Source organism: Polyangium sp. 6x1, from assembly GCF_029946515.1.
Lineage (GTDB): Bacteria > Myxococcota_A > Polyangia > Polyangiales > Polyangiaceae > Polyangium.
The window spans coordinates 385,067-402,143 of sequence record NZ_JARZHH010000001.1; the positions used below are offsets into that span (position 1 = coordinate 385,067).

General features: G+C 66.7%; 15 protein-coding genes. 6 read left to right on the forward strand and 9 right to left on the reverse strand.

Features of this window, described 5'->3' with window-relative positions; all coding sequences use genetic code 11:
- Positions 1-4: 4 nt before the first annotated feature.
- Positions 5-1,252, forward strand: coding sequence for a hypothetical protein (locus QHF85_RS01405; protein WP_281325179.1), 1,248 nt, complete (start codon positions 5-7; stop codon positions 1,250-1,252).
- 74 nt (positions 1,253-1,326) lie between these two features.
- Positions 1,327-2,220, forward strand: coding sequence for a PepSY domain-containing protein (locus tag QHF85_RS01410; protein WP_348652704.1), 894 nt, complete (start codon positions 1,327-1,329; stop codon positions 2,218-2,220).
- Between the two features lie 19 nt (positions 2,221-2,239).
- Here the strand turns inward: QHF85_RS01410 and QHF85_RS01415 are convergent, their stop codons facing one another.
- The 8 genes from QHF85_RS01415 to QHF85_RS01450 form a co-directional block, all read right to left on the reverse strand.
- The gene (locus QHF85_RS01415) at positions 2,240-3,016 is read right to left on the reverse strand and encodes a 2,3-dihydro-2,3-dihydroxybenzoate dehydrogenase (protein WP_281325181.1); all 777 of its coding nucleotides are present in this window, start codon (positions 3,014-3,016) and stop codon (positions 2,240-2,242) included.
- The gene (locus QHF85_RS01420; protein ID WP_281325182.1) at positions 3,000-3,932 is read right to left on the reverse strand and encodes an isochorismatase family protein; all 933 of its coding nucleotides are present in this window, start codon (positions 3,930-3,932) and stop codon (positions 3,000-3,002) included. Before QHF85_RS01420 ends, QHF85_RS01415 begins: the two co-directional genes overlap by 17 nt.
- Positions 3,933-3,951: 19 nt before the next feature.
- Complete coding sequence (locus tag QHF85_RS01425; RefSeq protein WP_281325183.1) at positions 3,952-5,598, reverse strand: (2,3-dihydroxybenzoyl)adenylate synthase; 1,647 nt, start codon at positions 5,596-5,598, stop codon at positions 3,952-3,954.
- Complete coding sequence (gene dhbC, locus QHF85_RS01430; protein ID WP_281325184.1) at positions 5,598-6,833, reverse strand: isochorismate synthase DhbC; 1,236 nt, start codon at positions 6,831-6,833, stop codon at positions 5,598-5,600. Before dhbC ends, QHF85_RS01425 begins: the two co-directional genes overlap by 1 nt.
- Before the next feature lie 52 nt (positions 6,834-6,885).
- Positions 6,886-8,346, reverse strand: coding sequence for a 3-deoxy-7-phosphoheptulonate synthase class II (locus QHF85_RS01435; RefSeq protein WP_281325185.1), 1,461 nt, complete (start codon positions 8,344-8,346; stop codon positions 6,886-6,888).
- Between the two features lie 14 nt (positions 8,347-8,360).
- Positions 8,361-9,623, reverse strand: coding sequence for a myxochelin export MFS transporter MxcK (gene mxcK, locus QHF85_RS01440; RefSeq protein ID WP_348652705.1), 1,263 nt, complete (start codon positions 9,621-9,623; stop codon positions 8,361-8,363).
- Between the two features lie 375 nt (positions 9,624-9,998).
- A complete protein-coding gene (locus tag QHF85_RS01445; RefSeq protein WP_281325187.1) occupies positions 9,999-10,892 on the reverse strand; it encodes a metallophosphoesterase in 894 nt (297 codons plus the stop codon).
- 142 nt (positions 10,893-11,034) lie between these two features.
- Positions 11,035-11,964 (reverse strand): SMI1/KNR4 family protein, encoded by a 930-nt coding sequence (locus tag QHF85_RS01450; RefSeq protein ID WP_281325188.1) that lies wholly within the window; start codon positions 11,962-11,964, stop codon positions 11,035-11,037.
- A 360-nt stretch (positions 11,965-12,324) separates the two neighbouring features.
- Between QHF85_RS01450 and QHF85_RS01455 the strand changes: the two genes are divergently transcribed.
- Positions 12,325-13,962 carry a S8 family serine peptidase gene (locus tag QHF85_RS01455; RefSeq protein WP_281325189.1) on the forward strand — a complete coding sequence of 546 codons (1,638 nt, stop codon included), beginning with the start codon at positions 12,325-12,327 and terminating at the stop codon, positions 13,960-13,962.
- Positions 13,963-14,012: 50 nt separating this feature from the next.
- A complete protein-coding gene (locus tag QHF85_RS01460; protein WP_281325190.1) occupies positions 14,013-14,570 on the forward strand; it encodes an NADPH-dependent FMN reductase in 558 nt (185 codons plus the stop codon).
- A 33-nt stretch (positions 14,571-14,603) separates the two neighbouring features.
- Here the strand turns inward: QHF85_RS01460 and QHF85_RS01465 are convergent, their stop codons facing one another.
- A complete protein-coding gene (locus tag QHF85_RS01465; protein ID WP_281325191.1) occupies positions 14,604-15,449 on the reverse strand; it encodes an oxidoreductase in 846 nt (281 codons plus the stop codon).
- Positions 15,450-15,550: 101 nt separating this feature from the next.
- On the opposite strand from QHF85_RS01465, the gene QHF85_RS01470 reads away from it, so the two are divergent.
- Both QHF85_RS01470 and QHF85_RS01475 read left to right on the forward strand, forming a co-directional pair.
- Entirely contained in the window at positions 15,551-16,513 is a 963-nt protein-coding gene (locus tag QHF85_RS01470; RefSeq protein ID WP_281325192.1) for a LysR family transcriptional regulator, read from the forward strand.
- A gap of 101 nt (positions 16,514-16,614) precedes the next feature.
- Positions 16,615-17,055 (forward strand): hypothetical protein, encoded by a 441-nt coding sequence (locus QHF85_RS01475; RefSeq protein ID WP_281325193.1) that lies wholly within the window; start codon positions 16,615-16,617, stop codon positions 17,053-17,055.
- The last annotated feature ends 22 nt before the right edge of the window (positions 17,056-17,077 follow it).

Consider the following 17,077-nt stretch of genomic DNA (forward strand, 5'->3'; position numbering starts at 1 on the left):
ATCGATGAAAAAAATGACAGCGCTCCTGATCATGCTTGCTTTCCCCTATCTCGCCGCTTGCAGTGACGGTGGCGACAACAACGGCCAGGGTGGCCAGGGCGGCCAGGGCGGCCAGGGCGCCGGGGGAAATGCCCCGACCGACCCCTTGTATGCCCTCACGACGCAGGTATTCGGCGCCAATGGGGGCGACAACCAGAGTTATGTCATCGTGACCGACAAGCTCGGAAATGAGGCCGCGCTCGCGCTCGATGACGGCATCGAAATCGCCGGCCGCGCCCTCGGCGTTGGGCCCGAGAACGGAGGCGCCGTCTTCATCGTGGGCGACGCCGGGCCGACCGTGACACGTTACGACCTCCAGGCGGATGGCACCTTGAAGTCCGGCGCCACCATGAGCTTTCAAGGCAAGGGGATCGCCACGATCGGCGAGTACCAGGGCCAATTTCAGTTCGTCTCCGAGTCGAAGGCGTATTTCTTCGACGGCCCCACGGCCCAGGTCATCGTCTGGAATCCAAAGGACATGACGATCACGGCGGATATCCCGCTCCCCGAGCTCGTCGTCGCGGATACCACCTTGACGTTCACGGCCGCGCCGCTGCGCCTGGGTGACGACGTCATCACGTTCGCCGGCTATCGAAAGGGCCCGGAGGTCCCGAGCCGCGCGGCGGTCGTCGTCGTGAATGGCAAGACGGACCAGGCGACGGTCGTCACGGACGATCGTTGCGGCTACGTGCGGGATGGCATCGAAGGACCCGACGGCAAGATCTATCTCGCCACGGAGGCCTACGGCGCGGCCGTGCACCGGCTGAACGACGCCAATGCCGCGCCGCCGTGCATGCTCCGGTTCGACCCGGCGACGAAAACGTTCGACGCTGCGTTCCACGTCGAGCTGAACACGCTCTTTGGCGGACAAACCGCCGGCTCGCTGATTCGCGGCCCGGGCAACGAGGCCTTCTTGAAGGTGCTCGACGAGAGCGCCTTCCCGATCATGCCGGACACGCACCCGCGCGTCCTCGCGAGCGCCGCGGCCTGGAAATGGGCGCTCGTGACGCTCGGAGATACCCCGACCGCCGAGGTGCTGGACGCCGACCCCAGCAATGGGAGCGTCGTTCCGGTCCAGTTCGGCGACCGGAGCTTCGTGGCTCTGTTCCAGGGCCAGGACTCCACGAAGCTCCTCGAGCTCGGAGCGAAGGGCCCGACCGACGTGGCGCTGAGCACGCCGGGCCTCGCCTTCTCCGCCTTCAAGATCCGATGACACCTCCGGACTCCGCGAAAGAGGCACCGCCGCCGCGGGCTGAGCCCCCTCGCCGCCGAGGGTATGGCGCCGTCATGAAATTCGTTCGGCGCCTGCACATGTATCTCGGCCTGCTCGTATTCCCATGGATACTCCTCTTCGGGGCGAGCGGCGCGCTCTTCAATCACCCCGAGATCGGGCGTGACATCGAGCAGCGAAGCCTCTCCGCGGAGGAGCTGACCGCGCTCACCGGAATGAAACCCTGGGATCCGGATGACGTCGCGCAGAAGGTCGTCGCGCAGCTCAATGCCGGATCCCCGGGGGGATACGTGCTCGATACGGGCGCGCCGCGCTCCTTCTCGGGCTGGCCGCTGCTCGCGACGCCGAGCCGCGGCGGAGGGCGTCACGTGCTCATCGTCAGCCTCGACGGCGGCGGCGCGACGCTCTCCACGCATGCCCCGGAGCCGAAGACCGACCCTCCCCCCTTCTCCGGCGTGACGGTCGAATTGCCTGAATACAAGATGGCAGCGGTGCAGGAGCAGGTGAAAGAGCTCCTGCCGAAGGTGGGTATCGACGCGGAGGCGCCCTTCCGGGCGCATCCGAAGGTCCACCCCGAGCTGCGTTTCCGCGTGCGTGATGCCAATGCCCGCACGTGGAACGTCGTGTACGACATCGGCACGGGCCGCGTCGACGGGCGGCCTTCTGGCCCGGGCCCGCTTCGCTTCGTGGAGCTCCTGGAAAAACTCCACACGACGCACCATTTCCCCGTGCACGGCGACATGGCCTGGTTCTTCGCACTCTTCGCGGACCTCACCGGCATCACGCTGATCGTCTGGGCGCTCAGCGGACTTGCGATGTGGTGGCAGATGAAACCCACGCGGGTCCTCGGCGCGCTCGCGATTGCGGTCGCCGTGGCCGCCGCCGCGCTCGTCTGGCGCGGGACGGCGGCGGAGGTTCAATTCGGCAACGTGCAGGGCGACGGCCCCTGAACGCCCCGCGACGGCGGCGTTACACCCCGAGTGTGGCGCCGCCGTCGACGCAGAGGTCGTGCATCGTGATGTGCCGCGCCTGATCCGAAAGGAGAAAGAGCACGGCGTCCGCGACGTCCGCCGGCGTCGCGATCCTTTGCAGGGGAATCCCCACCTTGAACGCGGCGGGCGCGCCGTCGATCGCGGCCTGCGCCCCGCTTTCGTCCTTCCACAACGCTCGCTGCATCGGCGTATCCGTCGATCCCGGCGAAACCACGTTGCATCGGATGCCGTGCTTCGCGAGCTCGAGGCCCAGGCATTGGGTGAACATGGCGGCGGCCGCCTTCGAGGCCGCATACGCGGACATGTGCATGCGCGGCGTCCGCCCGGCGTTCGATCCGACGGTCACGATGGCGCCGGAGCGGCGCGGAATCATGCGCCGCGCGACGGCCCGGCAAAGGGAAAACACCCCTTGGGCATTGACGGCGAACGTCCGCGCCCAGTCCTCGTCGCGCAGCGCCTCGATCGGACCAACGTGCAGCACGCCCGCGACGTTAACCAAGAAATCGAGCGGACCGAGCTCGCGCTCGATCCGGTCCACCGCCGCGTCGACCGCCGCGCTGTCCGTGACGTCCGCCGGGAACGCCACCGCGTGATTCCCGCTCGCCTTCATTTCGGCGATCACCCCGCCGAGCCGCCCCGCATTCGAATCCAAGGCGGCCACCTTCGCGCCGCGCGCAGCGAGCGCTCGCACGACGGCCTCCCCGATTCCTTGCGCGGCGCCCGTCACGAGCGCGACTTTACCCGCGTACTCCATGCGCCGCCTCCGCTCCCCGTCGAGGCCATCGGGCCTGTTGCAATCGAGGCGCGAGCATGTCCCACCATTCTTCGAGCGTCGCTCGCTCGGCGAGCTCCACGAACGAGATTTCGATGCCAGCGCTACGGAGCCGCTCGACGAGCGTCATGAGACGAATGGAATCCAGGCCCAGATCGAGGAGCGAATCGCCGTCCAGGATCTCGGAGGCGGGCCGCTCCAGGAGCTCGGCAATCTCGCCGCGCAGGCGCTCGATGTCGAGCGGCGCGCCGCCCGACGTGCCCACCTCGAGCGCGTCCATCACGTCGCGGGTCGAAAGCACGACGCCGCAACGCTGCGCCACGTACGTCATCGCCATCTCGTGCCAGTTTCGCGTGAAATCCGACGTCGCGTCGGCCACGAAGAAAGGCTGCACGTCGTTCATGAATGCCTCGCCTGCGGTCAGCATGCACCCGATGTGCGCGTAGACGCCGCAGATGATGAGCTGATCGCGGCCCCATCCTCGCATGAGGTCGAGGAGCTGGGTGCGTTGAAAGGCGCTGTAGCGCCATTTCGTGAGGACGGTGTCCCTGTCCTCCGGCGAGAGCTCGTTCACGATGGGATGCTTGTGCGGGTGCGCCGTCAGCCCGGGGCCCCAGAGATCGAGGAGGAGGCCGCGCTCCTCGGCCGTCTGCTCGGGCGGCTGCATGGTATACACGACCGGGATCCCGAGCGCCCGGCACCGCTTTCGCACCTGCCGGATGTTCTCCAGGAGCTCGACGACCGGCGAGGCCCGGGCATCGTAATAATCAATGAAATATTGCTGCATGTCGTGAATGAGGAGGGCGGCGCGGCGCGGATCCACCGTCCACGACATCCGGTTCTTCGGGAGCTCGTCCTTCCTCGGCATGAAATACGGCTGGATGCTGGGAATTCCCATGGTCGATGTTCTCCGATCGTCACTGGCCCTTCGGGGCGATCTTGTCGGCGATCCATCGGCGGAGCGCCTTTTTGTCCACCTTCCCCACGCTCGTCTTGGGAAGGTCGTCGATGAGCTCGACGCGGTCGGGGATCTTGTAGGGCGCAAGTCCGCGCGCCCGCAGGAATGTAATGAGGTCACGCGACGCGACCGGCCGGTCCCGCGGCACGACGAACACGCACGAGCGCTCCCCGAGGAATGCATCCGGCATGGCGACGAGCGCCGCGTCGCGCACCGCCGGATGGGCGAGGACGTGATTCTCGATCTCCTCGGCCGCGATCTTCTCGCCGCCGCGGTTGATCTGATCCTTCGCTCGTCCCTCCACGACGAGGTGACCCGAGGCAGCTTGCCGCACGAGGTCCCCCGTGCGGTAAAACCCGTCGCGCGTGAATGCCCTCTCGTTATGGGCGTCAGCCTTGTAGTACCCGCGAATGGTATAGGGCCCCCGCGTGAGCAGGTGCCCCACCTGCCCGATCTCGACGTCACGGTCGTCGTCGTCGACGACGCGGATCTCGTCATCCGGGGAAATGGGCCGACCCTGGGTCTCGACGATGACGTCCTCGGGATCGTCGAAGCGCGTGTAATTGACGAGCCCCTCGGCCATTCCGAACACCTGCTGCAACGTGCAGCCGAAGGTGCCTCGCACGCGGCGCGCGACCTCCGCGCCGAGCTTCGACCCGCCCACTTGCAACACGCGGAGGCTCGAGAGATCATGCCGGTTATTGCGCGCGGCTTCGAGCCACACCGCGCAGAGAGGCGGCACGACGGCGGTCACTGTGACGCGCTCTTCCTCGATCCAGCGGAATGCCTCGTCCGGGCTCGGGCGCCGGCTGAGCACGACGCGGCCACCTGCGTGGAGCACGCCCAGGCTCCCGGGAGAGCTCAGCGTGAAATTGTGTGCGGCGGGGAGCGCCGCCAGATAGACGCTGTCTGCATCGAGCGCGCAGATCTCCGCGCTCGCCCGGACGCTGTAGAGGTAATCGTCGTGCGTTCGGGGGATCAGCTTGGGCACCCCCGTGCTGCCGCCCGAGAGCTGAAAGAATGCGACGTCTCCCGGCGCGGTCTCCGGGAGCGGCGCGAGCTCGCCGTACAGGCTCTCCAGCGCCGTGAATGGCCCTGGTTCGCCGGCGACGAGGACGTGGTTCACGGTCTCCGCTTCGGCCCGGATCTCCTCGGCGAGCGCGCGGTAATCGAATCCCCCGTCCTTGTCGGCGATGATGTATGCGACGGCCTCCGTGAACTGGCAGAAATACGAGATCTCGGATCGTCGATGCGCCGGCAGCGCGAGCACGGGCAGCGCGCCCAGGCGAAACAACGCGAAGCAGACCTCGAAAAACTCCACGACGTTCGGGAGCTGCACCACGACGCGATCCCGCGGACGGATGCCCAGGCGGAAAATACCCGCGGCGAGACGCGAGGCCCGCGTATCGAGCTCGCGATAACTCAGCCGCCGCTTTTCGCCGACGAGCACGATCGCATCGCCGAACCGTTCCGCACGCGCGCGCAGCCATTCTCCGAAGGTCTCCCCGCGCCAGTAGCCTGCTCGCCGATAACGATCGGCGAAATTAGGCGGCCACGGCGTGAAACCTTCGAGCGGCAGCGTCTCCGAGGACGCATCGACGCGCATCAGAGGTCCTCCGGCAAGACGCCGAGGCCGAGCGCGGACAGGACGGTGCGCATCTTGGCCGCGATCTCGGCGCGCTCGCGCTCGGGCGTCGACCCCGCGACGACGCCGGCCCCCGCGTACAGGCGAACCATGTCACCACGGATGTCGGCGCAGCGGATGGTCACCGCCCATTCGCCGTCGCCCGCCGCGTCACAATACCCCACGAGGCCCGTGAAGAAGCCGCGATCGAATGGCTCGATGGATTCGATGGCCGCGCGCGCGCGCGCGGTCGGGTATCCACACACCGCCGGCGTCGGGTGCAGGGCCATGGCGAGCTTCAGCGACGAAATCGAAAGATCCGCGAGCTCCCCCGTGATCGGGCTCGACAGGTGCCACATGGCCTCCGTGTGCAGGAGCGACGCGCGGGGTGGGACGGACAAACTCCGGCAGAAGGGCCGAAGCGCATCAGCGACGGCTTCGACGACGACCGCGTGCTCGCGCCGGTCTTTCTCGGATGCGAGCAGCGCCTTCGCCCGCCGTCGATCTTCTTCGGGATCCGGGCTTCGCGGCGCGGATCCGGCCAGCGGATTGGCGAATACGGTTTTTCCGGACCGCGACACCAAAAGCTCTGGGCTCGCTCCGATCAAGGTCCGGGGCTGCGATGGTCCGGAGCCGCGCCCCTCGGGGAGCCTGACCGCGAACGTATACCCGCTGGCGTTCTGCTTCGACAACCGTTCGAGCAGGGGGTGAAGCTCGACCGGATCCGACAAGCGCAATTCCAGCATCCTGGAAAGGACCACCTTCGAAAGCTCGTCGTCGCGGATCGAGGCGAGAGCTCGCTCGACCCCGCGCAGATACTCGTCCCGCTCGGCCGACATTCGCATCGCGTCGACGAAGACCGGCGGCGGGGGGCGAGGCGATATCGACACCGCGTCCACGGGCCCGCCGATCCGGATGGATGTCGGCACGAGGAGGTGCGCGGGGGAATTCGCCTGGAATGGGAGCGCGCCGACCGCCATGGGGCGGTCGTGCCCGGCCCTTTCGAGCGCCGCGAGCACCGTGGCGACGCGCTCCGGAAAGGCATCCTCCTCCGCCGATCCGCACGACCCTGCGATGATCTCGCGCACGCCCTGCGCGAGGATCGTGCGGACCTTCGAGGAGAAATAGAAGGACGATTCGAGGTCGTACTCCCCGAGGAGCTCGGTGCCATTGCGCGCGGGGCTTTCGGCGGCTTCGGACGCCGGAATCGATGTCATGAATCGACTCTCCTTGCAAACTTGGACGGGGCCATGAGCACGAATGCGCGGGTCACGGGCTCGTCGCCCGCATCCGACGCGCGATGCAATACGACAGCTCCAGCGCCTGCGCCTGGTTCAATCGTGGATCGCAGAGGGTCTCGTAGGCGCGCGTGAGATCCTCCTCGCGCACGCTGCCGCCGATGCATTCGGTGACGTCGTCCCCCGTGAGCTCGAAATGGACGCCGCCCAGGTACGTCCCGCAGGCGTCGTGCGCGTCGTACGTCCGCTCGATCTCGCGCAGGATCGACCCGAACTCGCGCGTCTTCACGCCCGACCTCGTGGTGATCGTGTTGCCGTGCATGGGGTCGCAGATCCAGAGCACGCGCCGGCCCGCGCGCTTGACGACCTCGAGCAGGGGCGGCAGCGCGTCGTCGACGCGCGTCGCGCCCATCCGCGTGATGAGCACGATGCGCCCGGGGATCTCGCGCGGATTCAGCGTGTCGAGCAGACGCAGGACGTCGACGGGCGATACCGTCGGCCCGAGCTTGATGCCGATCGGATTGCTGATGCCCCGGAGGAACTCGACGTGCGCGCCGTCGAGCGCCCGCGTGCGCTCGCCGAGCCACGGCATGTGCGTGGTCAGATCGTAATGCTCGTCCCGGTATGGCGCGGGCCGGGTCTGCGCGGACTCGTAATGAAGGTTGAGCCCTTCGTGGGACGTGAAAAACTCGACGCGCGAGAGCTCGTTCCCCGCGCCGCCGAGCGCGTCCATGCATCGAAGCGCGTCGCCGAGCTGCTGCGTCGTCGCCTGGAAGCTCTCGCGCACGGACGTGGGCAGGTCCTCGCGCTCGGAGAACGAGAGGTCCCAGCACTCCGGGCGCTTGAGGTCCGACAGCCCGCCCGCGGAGAACGACCGCACGAAATTGAGCGTCATCGCGGCGTGCTGGTAACAGGAGAGCATCCGCTCGGGATCCGGGCGCCGCGCCTCGGGCGTGAATTCCGGTCCGTTCACGAGATCGCCGAAATAACTCGGCAGCTCGACACCACCGCGGACCTCGGTCGGGCGCGAGCGAGGTTTGGCGTATTGCCCGGCGAAACGCCCCACGCGCACCACGGGCTTTCGGCCGCCCACGATGAGCACGAGCGACATCTTGAGCAGGATCTCGAGCTTGTTGACGATGGTATCGGCGCGACAATCCCGCATGATCTCGGCGCAATCACCGCCCTGGAGCAGGAAACGCCGGCCGAGCTGCGCGTCCGCGATGAGGGATCGCAATCGCTCCACCTCCCACGAGCTCACGAGGGGCGGCAGCTCCTCGATTCGCCCGACCACGCGCTCGACCGCGCCGGGATCGTCGTACTGCACTGCTTGCGGGTCGGGCTTCGATTTCCAGGACGTGGGGCTCCAGCCGCCCGCGCGTGAAGCGGGGCGCGGGCGCGTGAGCGAGCTCTCGGCGGGGGGATGCTCCGCGGCGGCCTCGCTGTCCGAGGATCTCCGCACCGGCGCGCCCATGGTGATTTCGTGCATCATCGAAGGCTTCCGGATCAGGTATGCGCAGCGCGCTCGGGGACGGGGCTACGCCCGAGCACCCAGAGAATGCCAATCGCGAGGAGCGACACGCTCGCCGCGAGAAAACCCATGCGGCCGAAGCCGACCAGCGAGCCGTCCGGCGCCGTCGTGAGGAAAAGGCCGCTCGTCCAGGCGGCGAGGCCGGAGGCGCCGTCGCTCGCCGCCATGTTGACCGAGAGATAACGCCCGCGCAGCGCGGGCGGGACCCGGGACGTGACGAGCGCGATCGTCGGAATGGCGCGTCCCGAGGTCAGCGTCATGAAGAGAACGAAGATTGCGGCCACGATGGCCTTCGGCGAGTCCGTCAAGTGCGTGAACAGGAGAAATGGGCACAGGGTCGCGACGAGCAGAGTGCCCAGCACCCGGGGTGGACCGTGACGGTCCACGAGGTGACCAATGAAACGCGAGCTGAAGAGCGTGGCCGCGCCGCCGCATAGATACACCCAGGACAGGTCCGAGAGGCGGAGCCCGAGATTGCCCACCATGAACGTGCTCAGGTACGGGATCAGCAAAAAGCCTGCGAAGACCACGCTGAACGTGAGCCCCCAGCCCAGCGCAAGCCCGGACGCCCAGAGGGACGGGGCGCTCGCAATCGAGCCCTTCTCGCGCGTCGCGGCGAGGTGACGATCGACCGCGGGCAGGGCTCGCCAGGCGAGGACCCACAGGACGCCGGCGAGCGCGCTGATGACCCAGAAGGGCGCGCGCCAGCCCCATTGACTGGCGATCGAGAGCCCCAGCGGGACGCCGCCCACCGCCGAGAGAGCGTAGGACGACATCACGGTGCCAATGGCGCGGCCGCGCCGCTCGGCCGGGATGCAATCGGCGAGGATGGCCATGACGACGGCGCTCATCAGGCCTGCGGAAGCGCCCGCCACGATCCTCGAAAGGAGCAGCCACGTCGGGCTGGGCGCGAGGCCGCAGGAAGTCGTGGCCGCGACGAACACCGCGTAAAGGAGCAAAAACGCATATTTGCGATCCCACCGATCCAGCCAGAGCACGCCGAGAAGGCCCATGGCTGCCGAGGCCAGCGTGTATGCCGACACCATGGCCCCGAACCCCGCGGCGGAGATGCCGAACTGCTGAATGAGCTCGGGCCCGAGCGGCATCAGGATCATGAAATCGAGGGTGTGCGTGAACTGCACGGCGGCCAGCAGCCAAAGCAGATGTCGCTCTTGCTTTGTTATGGGGGAATCGGCCACGAAAGGACTCCAGGGGACGCCGGGGGGGCGAGGCGACACACGCGCGGGGGATCGATGAGTGCGTTCACTCACGATCGCACACGACCTGCGATCTTGCTGAAAATGATAATGAGAACCATTATCAATTGTCAAGGCGATGGTGTTGTCCGCGACGAGATTTCAGACTCGGAGGTAGATTTTTCCGCTTACGCTACAGTTTTCGTGAGACGCGCGTGGCATGCATCACCAAACTGGCACCGCTGCGCATCACACGTGTGACCTTAGACACACAGAACGAGGGCATCGCGCTCGTTCTGGGCGACATACAGATTGCGGCGAAGGCGGCAAACCGGTGATGCGCCGCACAGAAGAAAGGTTGCGGCGGACGGCGTGGGCACGACGCGGAACACGCTCCGAGGCAAGAGCGAGCGTCGCTCAGAGGTATCGATAGGTGCTCTTCGTGTATTCCTTGAGCCAGGGTGCGTCCAGGAATGACATTCCGATCGCGCGGGCTCCCTGCCACTGCAAAATGCCGATACACCCCGGATTCAATCGGTGCGGGCGCCAGAAGCCCACCGCGTTCATGTGGTAGCTCCTGGTGGTCGAGGTGAAGAAAATCTCCTGTCCCTCCTCATGGTAGTGCCCGCAAAAGTGATACGTCGGCTGAAAGTTCTGGATGAATTCTCGCGCGGCTCTGGACCCCGCGCCTGCATACTTGGGGTGAATGCCGATCGCCGCGTCCAGCGGCGGTTCATGCGACAAGAAGACGTCGAGCCTCTCTTTCAAGGCGAAGAGCCGCTTGACGTCTTGCCGAGTGTAGCACTCCCCGCCGTCATTCTTGACGGGGTTGCCGTCCTCGTCCGCGATCCCTCCCAGTCCGGCGATCCGTAACGAATGACCGTCCTTCTCGTATGTGAACGGCACGCCGCTCTTGAGGTAATGAATCCTGTCGAATGCGTCGACGGGCACCGGCCCCTCGTCCGCGCCGGCAAGCTCGCAGAGATAGGAGAAGTCCTCGTGATTGCCGCGGATGAAGATCGTGTCCGCGTCGATCCTGCGGTGCTCCGCCGCGTCGGGGCCCAAGATCTCCTCGGCCTCGGGCTCTCCTTGAAAGTATGCCGTGAAGCCCAGCTCGTCCGGATCACTCTCCGCGAAGCGCTTGGTGGCCTTGTCCAGCCGATAGGGCGGAGGAAACGCGCCGAAATCTCCGACCTGCAAGATGAGATCGATCCGCTGCCCTTCCTCCTCTTGCCAGCGCTTCAGGATTCGGTAAGCGAGCGTCAGGTGACCGTGTGTGTCGCCGAGGATGGCGATGTTGAGGTGACCCATCGCCATGGTGGTAGAGCAGATGTTCGGATCGTGTCAATCGCAAGGACGCGCCTCACCCTGGGATTCGATGCTGGGTGGCCGCCCCTTCGTCGCCCATGGAATGGAACGAGGGACGCGGCGGCGACGACGATCGCTGAGGAAGTCAGCTCGACGCGGCGGTCCGCGCCCGCGCGAGGGCGATGTCACGAATGGCGTTGTTGCCGATGCGCGCGCCGCCCTCCGCGATGATCTGCCACTGCGCCGCGGACAGCGTGAGCCGGTTCAACATGGGGCGCAAGGTGCCCGCGAGGAACGCCGGAGAAGCGCCCGCGGCGAAGAGCAACGAGACGGCTTCGGCAAACGCGGCCTGCGACGTCCGCTGCGCTCGCTCCAGGACCTCCTGCGCCGCGCTTTCCCGGTCTCGCGCGACGGCCTCGTCCAGGAGCTCTTTCACCGACATCTTCTGCTTGCGCTGCCGTTCTCCCTGCTCGAACCGAAGGCGCTCCTCGTCTCTGCGCTCTGCATCTCGGTCGCGAAGCTCGAGATAGTAATCGCCGAACCCCTCCTCCACGCGGTAATCGTCCGCGACGACGCGCGACGCATACTGCGTCGCCCAGGCCACGATCGAATCTGCGTGCAGGCGAAGCGGAGGCGAATCGTCGTGGAGAACCTCGAACACGCGCCCGCTCACCGTGTTCACGGCGAGCCCATCGGAGTCGCGGCCGGCAAAGGGAAGCCAAGCATCCGAGAGGAGCTCGTCCTTCGTGAGCCCCGACTCCGGCACGGCCCGGGGGCTCTCGCGCAGGAACGCGAGCGCGTTGAGGACGCAGTCCCTCTCGGCGAGCGCTCGTTCGATCGAATAGAGGTCGAAGGCTTCGACGAAGCCGTTCATCTCCTCGTGTTGTCCGTCGTGGAGCGACCACAAAGCACGCAGCTCGCGCCCGAGCGAAAACCCGAGCTCCTCCTCGGCCTCCGTCAATTGCTCCTCGCTCGCGCCGGGCGCGAGGTTCTGGACCAGGAGCTCGGCGTCATGCTTCGCCATCCATGCCTTGATCTGCTCGAACGCCTCGCGCAGCGACTCTTCGGGTTTCATGGATCGAACCTGTAGCAAAACCGCCCGCGAACGCGCAAGCGCGCGCTGCCTCCGCGGCACGTGGGCGCACGCACAACCTCGCGCATCGGAGCGCCTTCGTGAATGACGAGACAAACTCCGGCGACTTCAGGCTCCGGCCAAATCTACCGCCGGACGATGCACAGCTCGGCAGGTGAACGCCCTGGATGATGCTCTCATTCGAGATCCCGCGACGACGGTCCCACTGTCGAAACTGAAATCGTTGCAACGGTCCCATTCACGGAGCAAAGTCCCCGCCCTGGCGGGAGGCTTCGACGTGCGTGTCGTCGATCGTACATCGATCCGGACGTCGGGCATTCGTCCATCCGGGAAGGAACCGATATGAGACACAGGCTTGGACATGGGTTCATTTTCGTGCTCGTCTCGTTCGCCCTCGCGGCTTGCGATACCGGCACGGACGAGGGCGCGGAGAACGTGGGGACCGCCCCGGCCGCCCTCTCCCCGGATGGCCGGTACATCATCAAGTTCAAGGACTATTCCAAGCGAGGTCCGGTGCTCGCGGCGGCCGGTGGCCAGCTCGAGCTCGAGCTGCCCGACGACGAGGCCGTCGCCGCCAAGCTGCCCGACGCAGCCGTTCAAGCCCTGGCAAAGAACCCGAACGTGGAGTACGTCGAGGTCGACCCGCGACGCGAGCTCTTCACGCAATGGCCACCTTATGGCATCTCGATGGTGCAAGCATCGGATCCGGCCTTGTCGAACATGAGCGGCGGCACGAAGGTCTGCATCATCGATTCGGGTCTCTACGCAGACCACGCCGATCTCCAGGGCGTGCCCGTCTCGGGTTATGCTGGCAACCTGCCATGGAACGTGGACGGCTGCGGCCACGGCACGCACGTCGCCGGCACGATCGCCGCGGTGAACAACGGGCAGGGCGTCGTCGGCGTCGCGCCGGCCAACGTGTCGCTTTACATCGTGCGCGTCTTCGGCGATGATTGCAAATGGGCGTACGCCTCGTCCCTCGTCAACGCGCTCGGCAAATGCAGGTCGGCCGGCGCGAAGGTCGTCAGCATGAGCCTCGGGGGCAGCGGATCGAGCTCGCTCGAGAGCTCCGCTTTCCAGAACGCATACAACGCGGGCGTCCTCCCGATCGCGGCCGCCGGCAATGGTGGCAACACGTCGACGTCCTATCCGGCCGGATATGCCTCGGTCATGTCGGTGGCGGCGATCGACAGCGCCAAGGCGCTCGCCAGCTTCTCGCAGCGCAATGCCGACGTCGAGATCGCCGCGCCGGGCGTGGGGGTGCTCTCGAGCGTCCCCTGGGCGACGCCGAGCGTCACGGTGGGCGCGAACGTCGATTCGGGCGCGCTCATCGGAGGCGCTGCGCTGAAGACCGTCACGGGCGCGCTCGCCGACGGCGGCCTGTGCGACTCCGTCGGCGCATGGGAGGGCAAGATCGTGCTTTGCCAGCGCGGCAATGATCTCTTGGCCAAGGTCAACAACGTGCAGAGCGGCAAGGGCGTCGGCGTCGTCATCTACAACAACGTTTCCGGCTTCTTTTCGGGCGCGCTCGGTACGGGCGTCACGAGCCCGCTCCCGGCCATCAGTTTGCGGATGGAGGACGGGCTCGACCTCAAGAAATCGGTGGGCGCGTCCGCGACGCTGAACACGGTCCGGAACGTGCCGGGCACGGGCTACGAGTGGTGGAGCGGCACGTCGATGGCGACGCCGCACGTCTCGGCCGTCGCAGCGCTCCTTTGGAGCCAGAAGCCCTCGGCGACGAACGGCGCGATCCGCAATGCGATCAACTCGACGGCGCTGGACCTCGGCACCGCCGGCCGCGATTCGTCGTTCGGCTATGGCGTCGTGCAGGCGAAGGCCGCGCTCGACGCCCTCCTGAGGCTCAGCCCCGCCGATGAAAGCGGCAGCGCCGATGTCTGCAAGGCCGTCGGCGAGAGCTGCGCGGACGACGCGGAGTGCTGTTCGGGGGACTGCCAGAATGGAAAGCAGGTCTGCAAATGAGCCACCACCTGCGCGATCCCTCTCCGACGTGATCTCGACAACCCCTCGCCATGAGGGGCGACGCGCCGGATGCGAAAGACGCCTTGGGCGCGTCGAAGTCTGATAGGCTGAGCCTGGTGAAGGTCTTGGCCATCTGTGGAAGCCTGCAGGCGAGCTCCACCAATCTCACGTTGTTGCACAGAGCCGTCGCCCTCGCGCCCGAGGGTGTCGAGATCGTCGTGTACGACGGTCTCCGCGACCTTCCTCTTTTCAATCCCGACCTCGAAGCCGACGCGCCGCCTCCGTCCGTGACCGCTTGGAGGCGCGCCATCGCTGCGAGCGACGCCTTGTTGATCGCTTCGCCCGAGTACGGGCACAGCTTGCCGGGTGCGCTCAAAAATGCGATTGATTGGGTCATCGGCTCGGGAGAGCTCGAATCCAAGCTGGTTGCCGTGACGGCCTCGACGCCCATCGCCGAGCGTGGACGGCTTGGCCTGCAGGCGCTCGAAGTCACGCTCGGCGCCGTCAGCGCTCGGATCGTCGGCGGCGAGCCCACCGTGCGCGGGCCGTCGTTCGATCGGGATCTTCAAGCGCTCCTCGCCGCACTCGTCGCCCGAGCCGGCGCCTGATGCTTTCGGGACACAGGCGCTACGATTTCTGACTCAGCGCGGAAAATCGGTCGAGATCGCGACGTCGCGCCACGCGTCGAGCTCCTTCGTCACGAACGCGTTCTTCGCCTCGATGGCCGCGACGGTGTCACTGCCGAGCGGCAGTCGCAGCGGGGGATTTTCTGCGCGCGAAAGATCGACCACCGCGCGGGCCAGACGCGCCGGATCCCCCGGCTGCTGGAGGCTCACCGATTTCGCTAGCGCACGAACCTTGCCCGCCGTATCGGCATAGTCGGCAATGGCCGCATTCGTCTCGACCACCGATTTCGCCTCCAGAAACTCCGTTCGAAAATATCCCGGCTCGAGGACCGTGACGGCGATCCCGAGAGGCGCGAGCTCGGCGTGCAGCGCCTCCGAGATTCCTTCGACGGCGAACTTGGTCGAGCAATAGACGCCGAAGCCGGGGCCGGACCGGTAGCCGCCGACCGAGGACAGATTCATGATGTGCCCCGATCGCTGCTTCCTGAGCGCCGGAAGCACGGCGCGCGTGATCGAAAGGAGCCCGAAAACGTTCGTCTCGTAAAGCCGCCGCACATCCTCGGCGGAGGTCTCCTCGACCGCACCGATCAGGCCATACCCCGCGTTGTTCACGAGCACGTCGATCCTGCCGAAGCGCGCGAGCGCCGCCTCGACCGCCAGCGCGACCGAGCTCTCGCTCGTCACGTCCAGCGCGACGGGGAGCAGCGCCTCGGAGCTCCCGAAGCGCTCGGTGATTCGCTGCGGATCACGCGCCGTCGCGACGACGTCGTCGCCCGCTGCCAGCGCGGCGCTCGTGATCTCCGCGCCGATCCCTCGCGACGCACCCGTGATGAACCAGACCCGCTTCGCTTGCTTTGCCATGATGAGCTCCTTTCGACAACAATGAACATAGCCTCGCTCGACCGTGAAGAAAATCATGCGAGCGGTTGATGGTTCATGAAGTCCTGGTTCATAATCCGCCCATGGACGACACGTTCGACGGGCTTTCCGCGTTTCTCGCCGTGGCCAATCACAAAAGCTTCACGGCAGCCGCCGCCGAGATGGGGGTGTCGCCCACGGCGATGAGCCAGAAGATCAAGCTGCTCGAACGGCGCCTCGGCGTCGTGCTGTTCCAGCGCACGACCAGGCGCGTGGCGTTGACCGACGCGGGAGCGAACCTCTTCGCGCGCATTGGGCCCGCGATCGCGGAGGTCGAGGGCGCGCTCGCCGCGCTCGGCGATTACCGGGGCCGCCCCTCGGGGCGACTGCGCATCACCGCGCCGCGCGCGAGCGGGACCTGGTTCCTCCCGCCGCTCGTCGTGCGGATGGGCGAGCTGTACCCGGAGATCGCCCTCGATATCTCGCTCGATGACGCATTCGTCGACATCGTGGCGGCAGGCTTCGACGCCGGAATTCGGCTCGGGGACGCCATCGAAAAGGACATGGTGCGCGTGCCCATCACGAAGCACTCCGCGTGGTCGATCGTCGCCGCCCCGAGCTACCTTTCGCGGGCCGGACGGCCGCGCAAACCCGAGGATTTGCTGCGCCATCACGGAATCCGCCAGCGCATGATCACGACCGGCGTCGTCTATCGGTGGGAACTCGAACGTCATGGCAAAGCGATGACGGTCGACGTGCCCGGCTCTGTCGTCGTCAATGACATCGGTCTCATGGTCGGGCTGGCCCTCGAGGGCGCGGGGCTCGCGTACGTGCCCGACGAGGCGATCGCCGACGCCGTCGCCGAGGGCCGGCTCGAGCGCGTGCTCGAACCCTTCTTGTCCCCCGGCCCGGGGCTCTGCCTCTATTTTCCCGCGCGCATGCAGGAGCAGCCCAAGCTGCAGGCCCTCGTCGAAACCGTGAAACGTATGCGTGAAAACTTCCGTACCGGTGGGCGGGGAGCGGCCCCAAAAACCAAAGCCACGAGCGACGCGTCACAGAACAGATAGTCGCCCCGGACGATCCGCTCCCTCGTGCCGGGCTTCGGGCAATTTATCGCCGCTTCTTCCCTTGCTGACATGCGCCTTCGTATGCGATGGAAGGGTTCGTCATGGCCGTCAGCACCAGCAGGGGAAAGCTCACGGAAGGCGAGCTCTTCCGGTCGAGTCAGTTCGTGCTCTTGCGAGAGGCCGGCGGGAGGCTCGTGCGAATCCGCCGGACCGACGTCCCGCTCGACGAGGGGGCCCTCGAGGACCTGCTCACGTTTTTCGATCGGTTCTTCCCGCCGCTCATGCGCGCCCAATTCGTCCTCCTGTTCGACTCGCGGGAGGCGCCCATGGCCATCGATCGCGACATGGAGCGGCGCATCAACGAGGCCGGCGCGCGCCTCCTTTCGGGGTTCACCCGCTCGGCCGTCCTCGTCGCAAGCGCCACGGGCAAGCTCCAGGCCGCGCGCATGACGCGGGAGAGAGGCAGGGCGCCCGTGTTCGTCGACGAGTCCGAGGCGCTCACGTACCTCCTCGCGGAGCTTTCATTCGCTGGAAGCCCTTGAGCCCGCCGCCGCGCCGCGGTAA

Coding starts and splice junctions, on each gene's coding strand:
- QHF85_RS01405 (WP_281325179.1), top strand. CDS start 5: ATGAAAAAAATGACAGCGCTCCTGATCATGCTTGCTTTCCCCTATCTC.
- QHF85_RS01410 (WP_348652704.1), top strand. CDS start 1,327: ATGAAATTCGTTCGGCGCCTGCACATGTATCTCGGCCTGCTCGTATTC.
- QHF85_RS01415 (WP_281325181.1), bottom strand. CDS start 3,016: ATGGAGTACGCGGGTAAAGTCGCGCTCGTGACGGGCGCCGCGCAAGGA.
- QHF85_RS01420 (WP_281325182.1), bottom strand. CDS start 3,932: ATGGGAATTCCCAGCATCCAGCCGTATTTCATGCCGAGGAAGGACGAG.
- QHF85_RS01425 (WP_281325183.1), bottom strand. CDS start 5,598: ATGCGCGTCGATGCGTCCTCGGAGACGCTGCCGCTCGAAGGTTTCACG.
- dhbC (WP_281325184.1), bottom strand. CDS start 6,833: ATGACATCGATTCCGGCGTCCGAAGCCGCCGAAAGCCCCGCGCGCAAT.
- QHF85_RS01435 (WP_281325185.1), bottom strand. CDS start 8,346: ATGATGCACGAAATCACCATGGGCGCGCCGGTGCGGAGATCCTCGGAC.
- QHF85_RS01445 (WP_281325187.1), bottom strand. CDS start 10,892: ATGGGTCACCTCAACATCGCCATCCTCGGCGACACACACGGTCACCTG.
- QHF85_RS01450 (WP_281325188.1), bottom strand. CDS start 11,964: ATGAAACCCGAAGAGTCGCTGCGCGAGGCGTTCGAGCAGATCAAGGCA.
- QHF85_RS01455 (WP_281325189.1), top strand. CDS start 12,325: ATGAGACACAGGCTTGGACATGGGTTCATTTTCGTGCTCGTCTCGTTC.
- QHF85_RS01460 (WP_281325190.1), top strand. CDS start 14,013: ATGAGGGGCGACGCGCCGGATGCGAAAGACGCCTTGGGCGCGTCGAAG.
- QHF85_RS01465 (WP_281325191.1), bottom strand. CDS start 15,449: ATGGCAAAGCAAGCGAAGCGGGTCTGGTTCATCACGGGTGCGTCGCGA.
- QHF85_RS01470 (WP_281325192.1), top strand. CDS start 15,551: ATGGACGACACGTTCGACGGGCTTTCCGCGTTTCTCGCCGTGGCCAAT.
- QHF85_RS01475 (WP_281325193.1), top strand. CDS start 16,615: ATGGCCGTCAGCACCAGCAGGGGAAAGCTCACGGAAGGCGAGCTCTTC.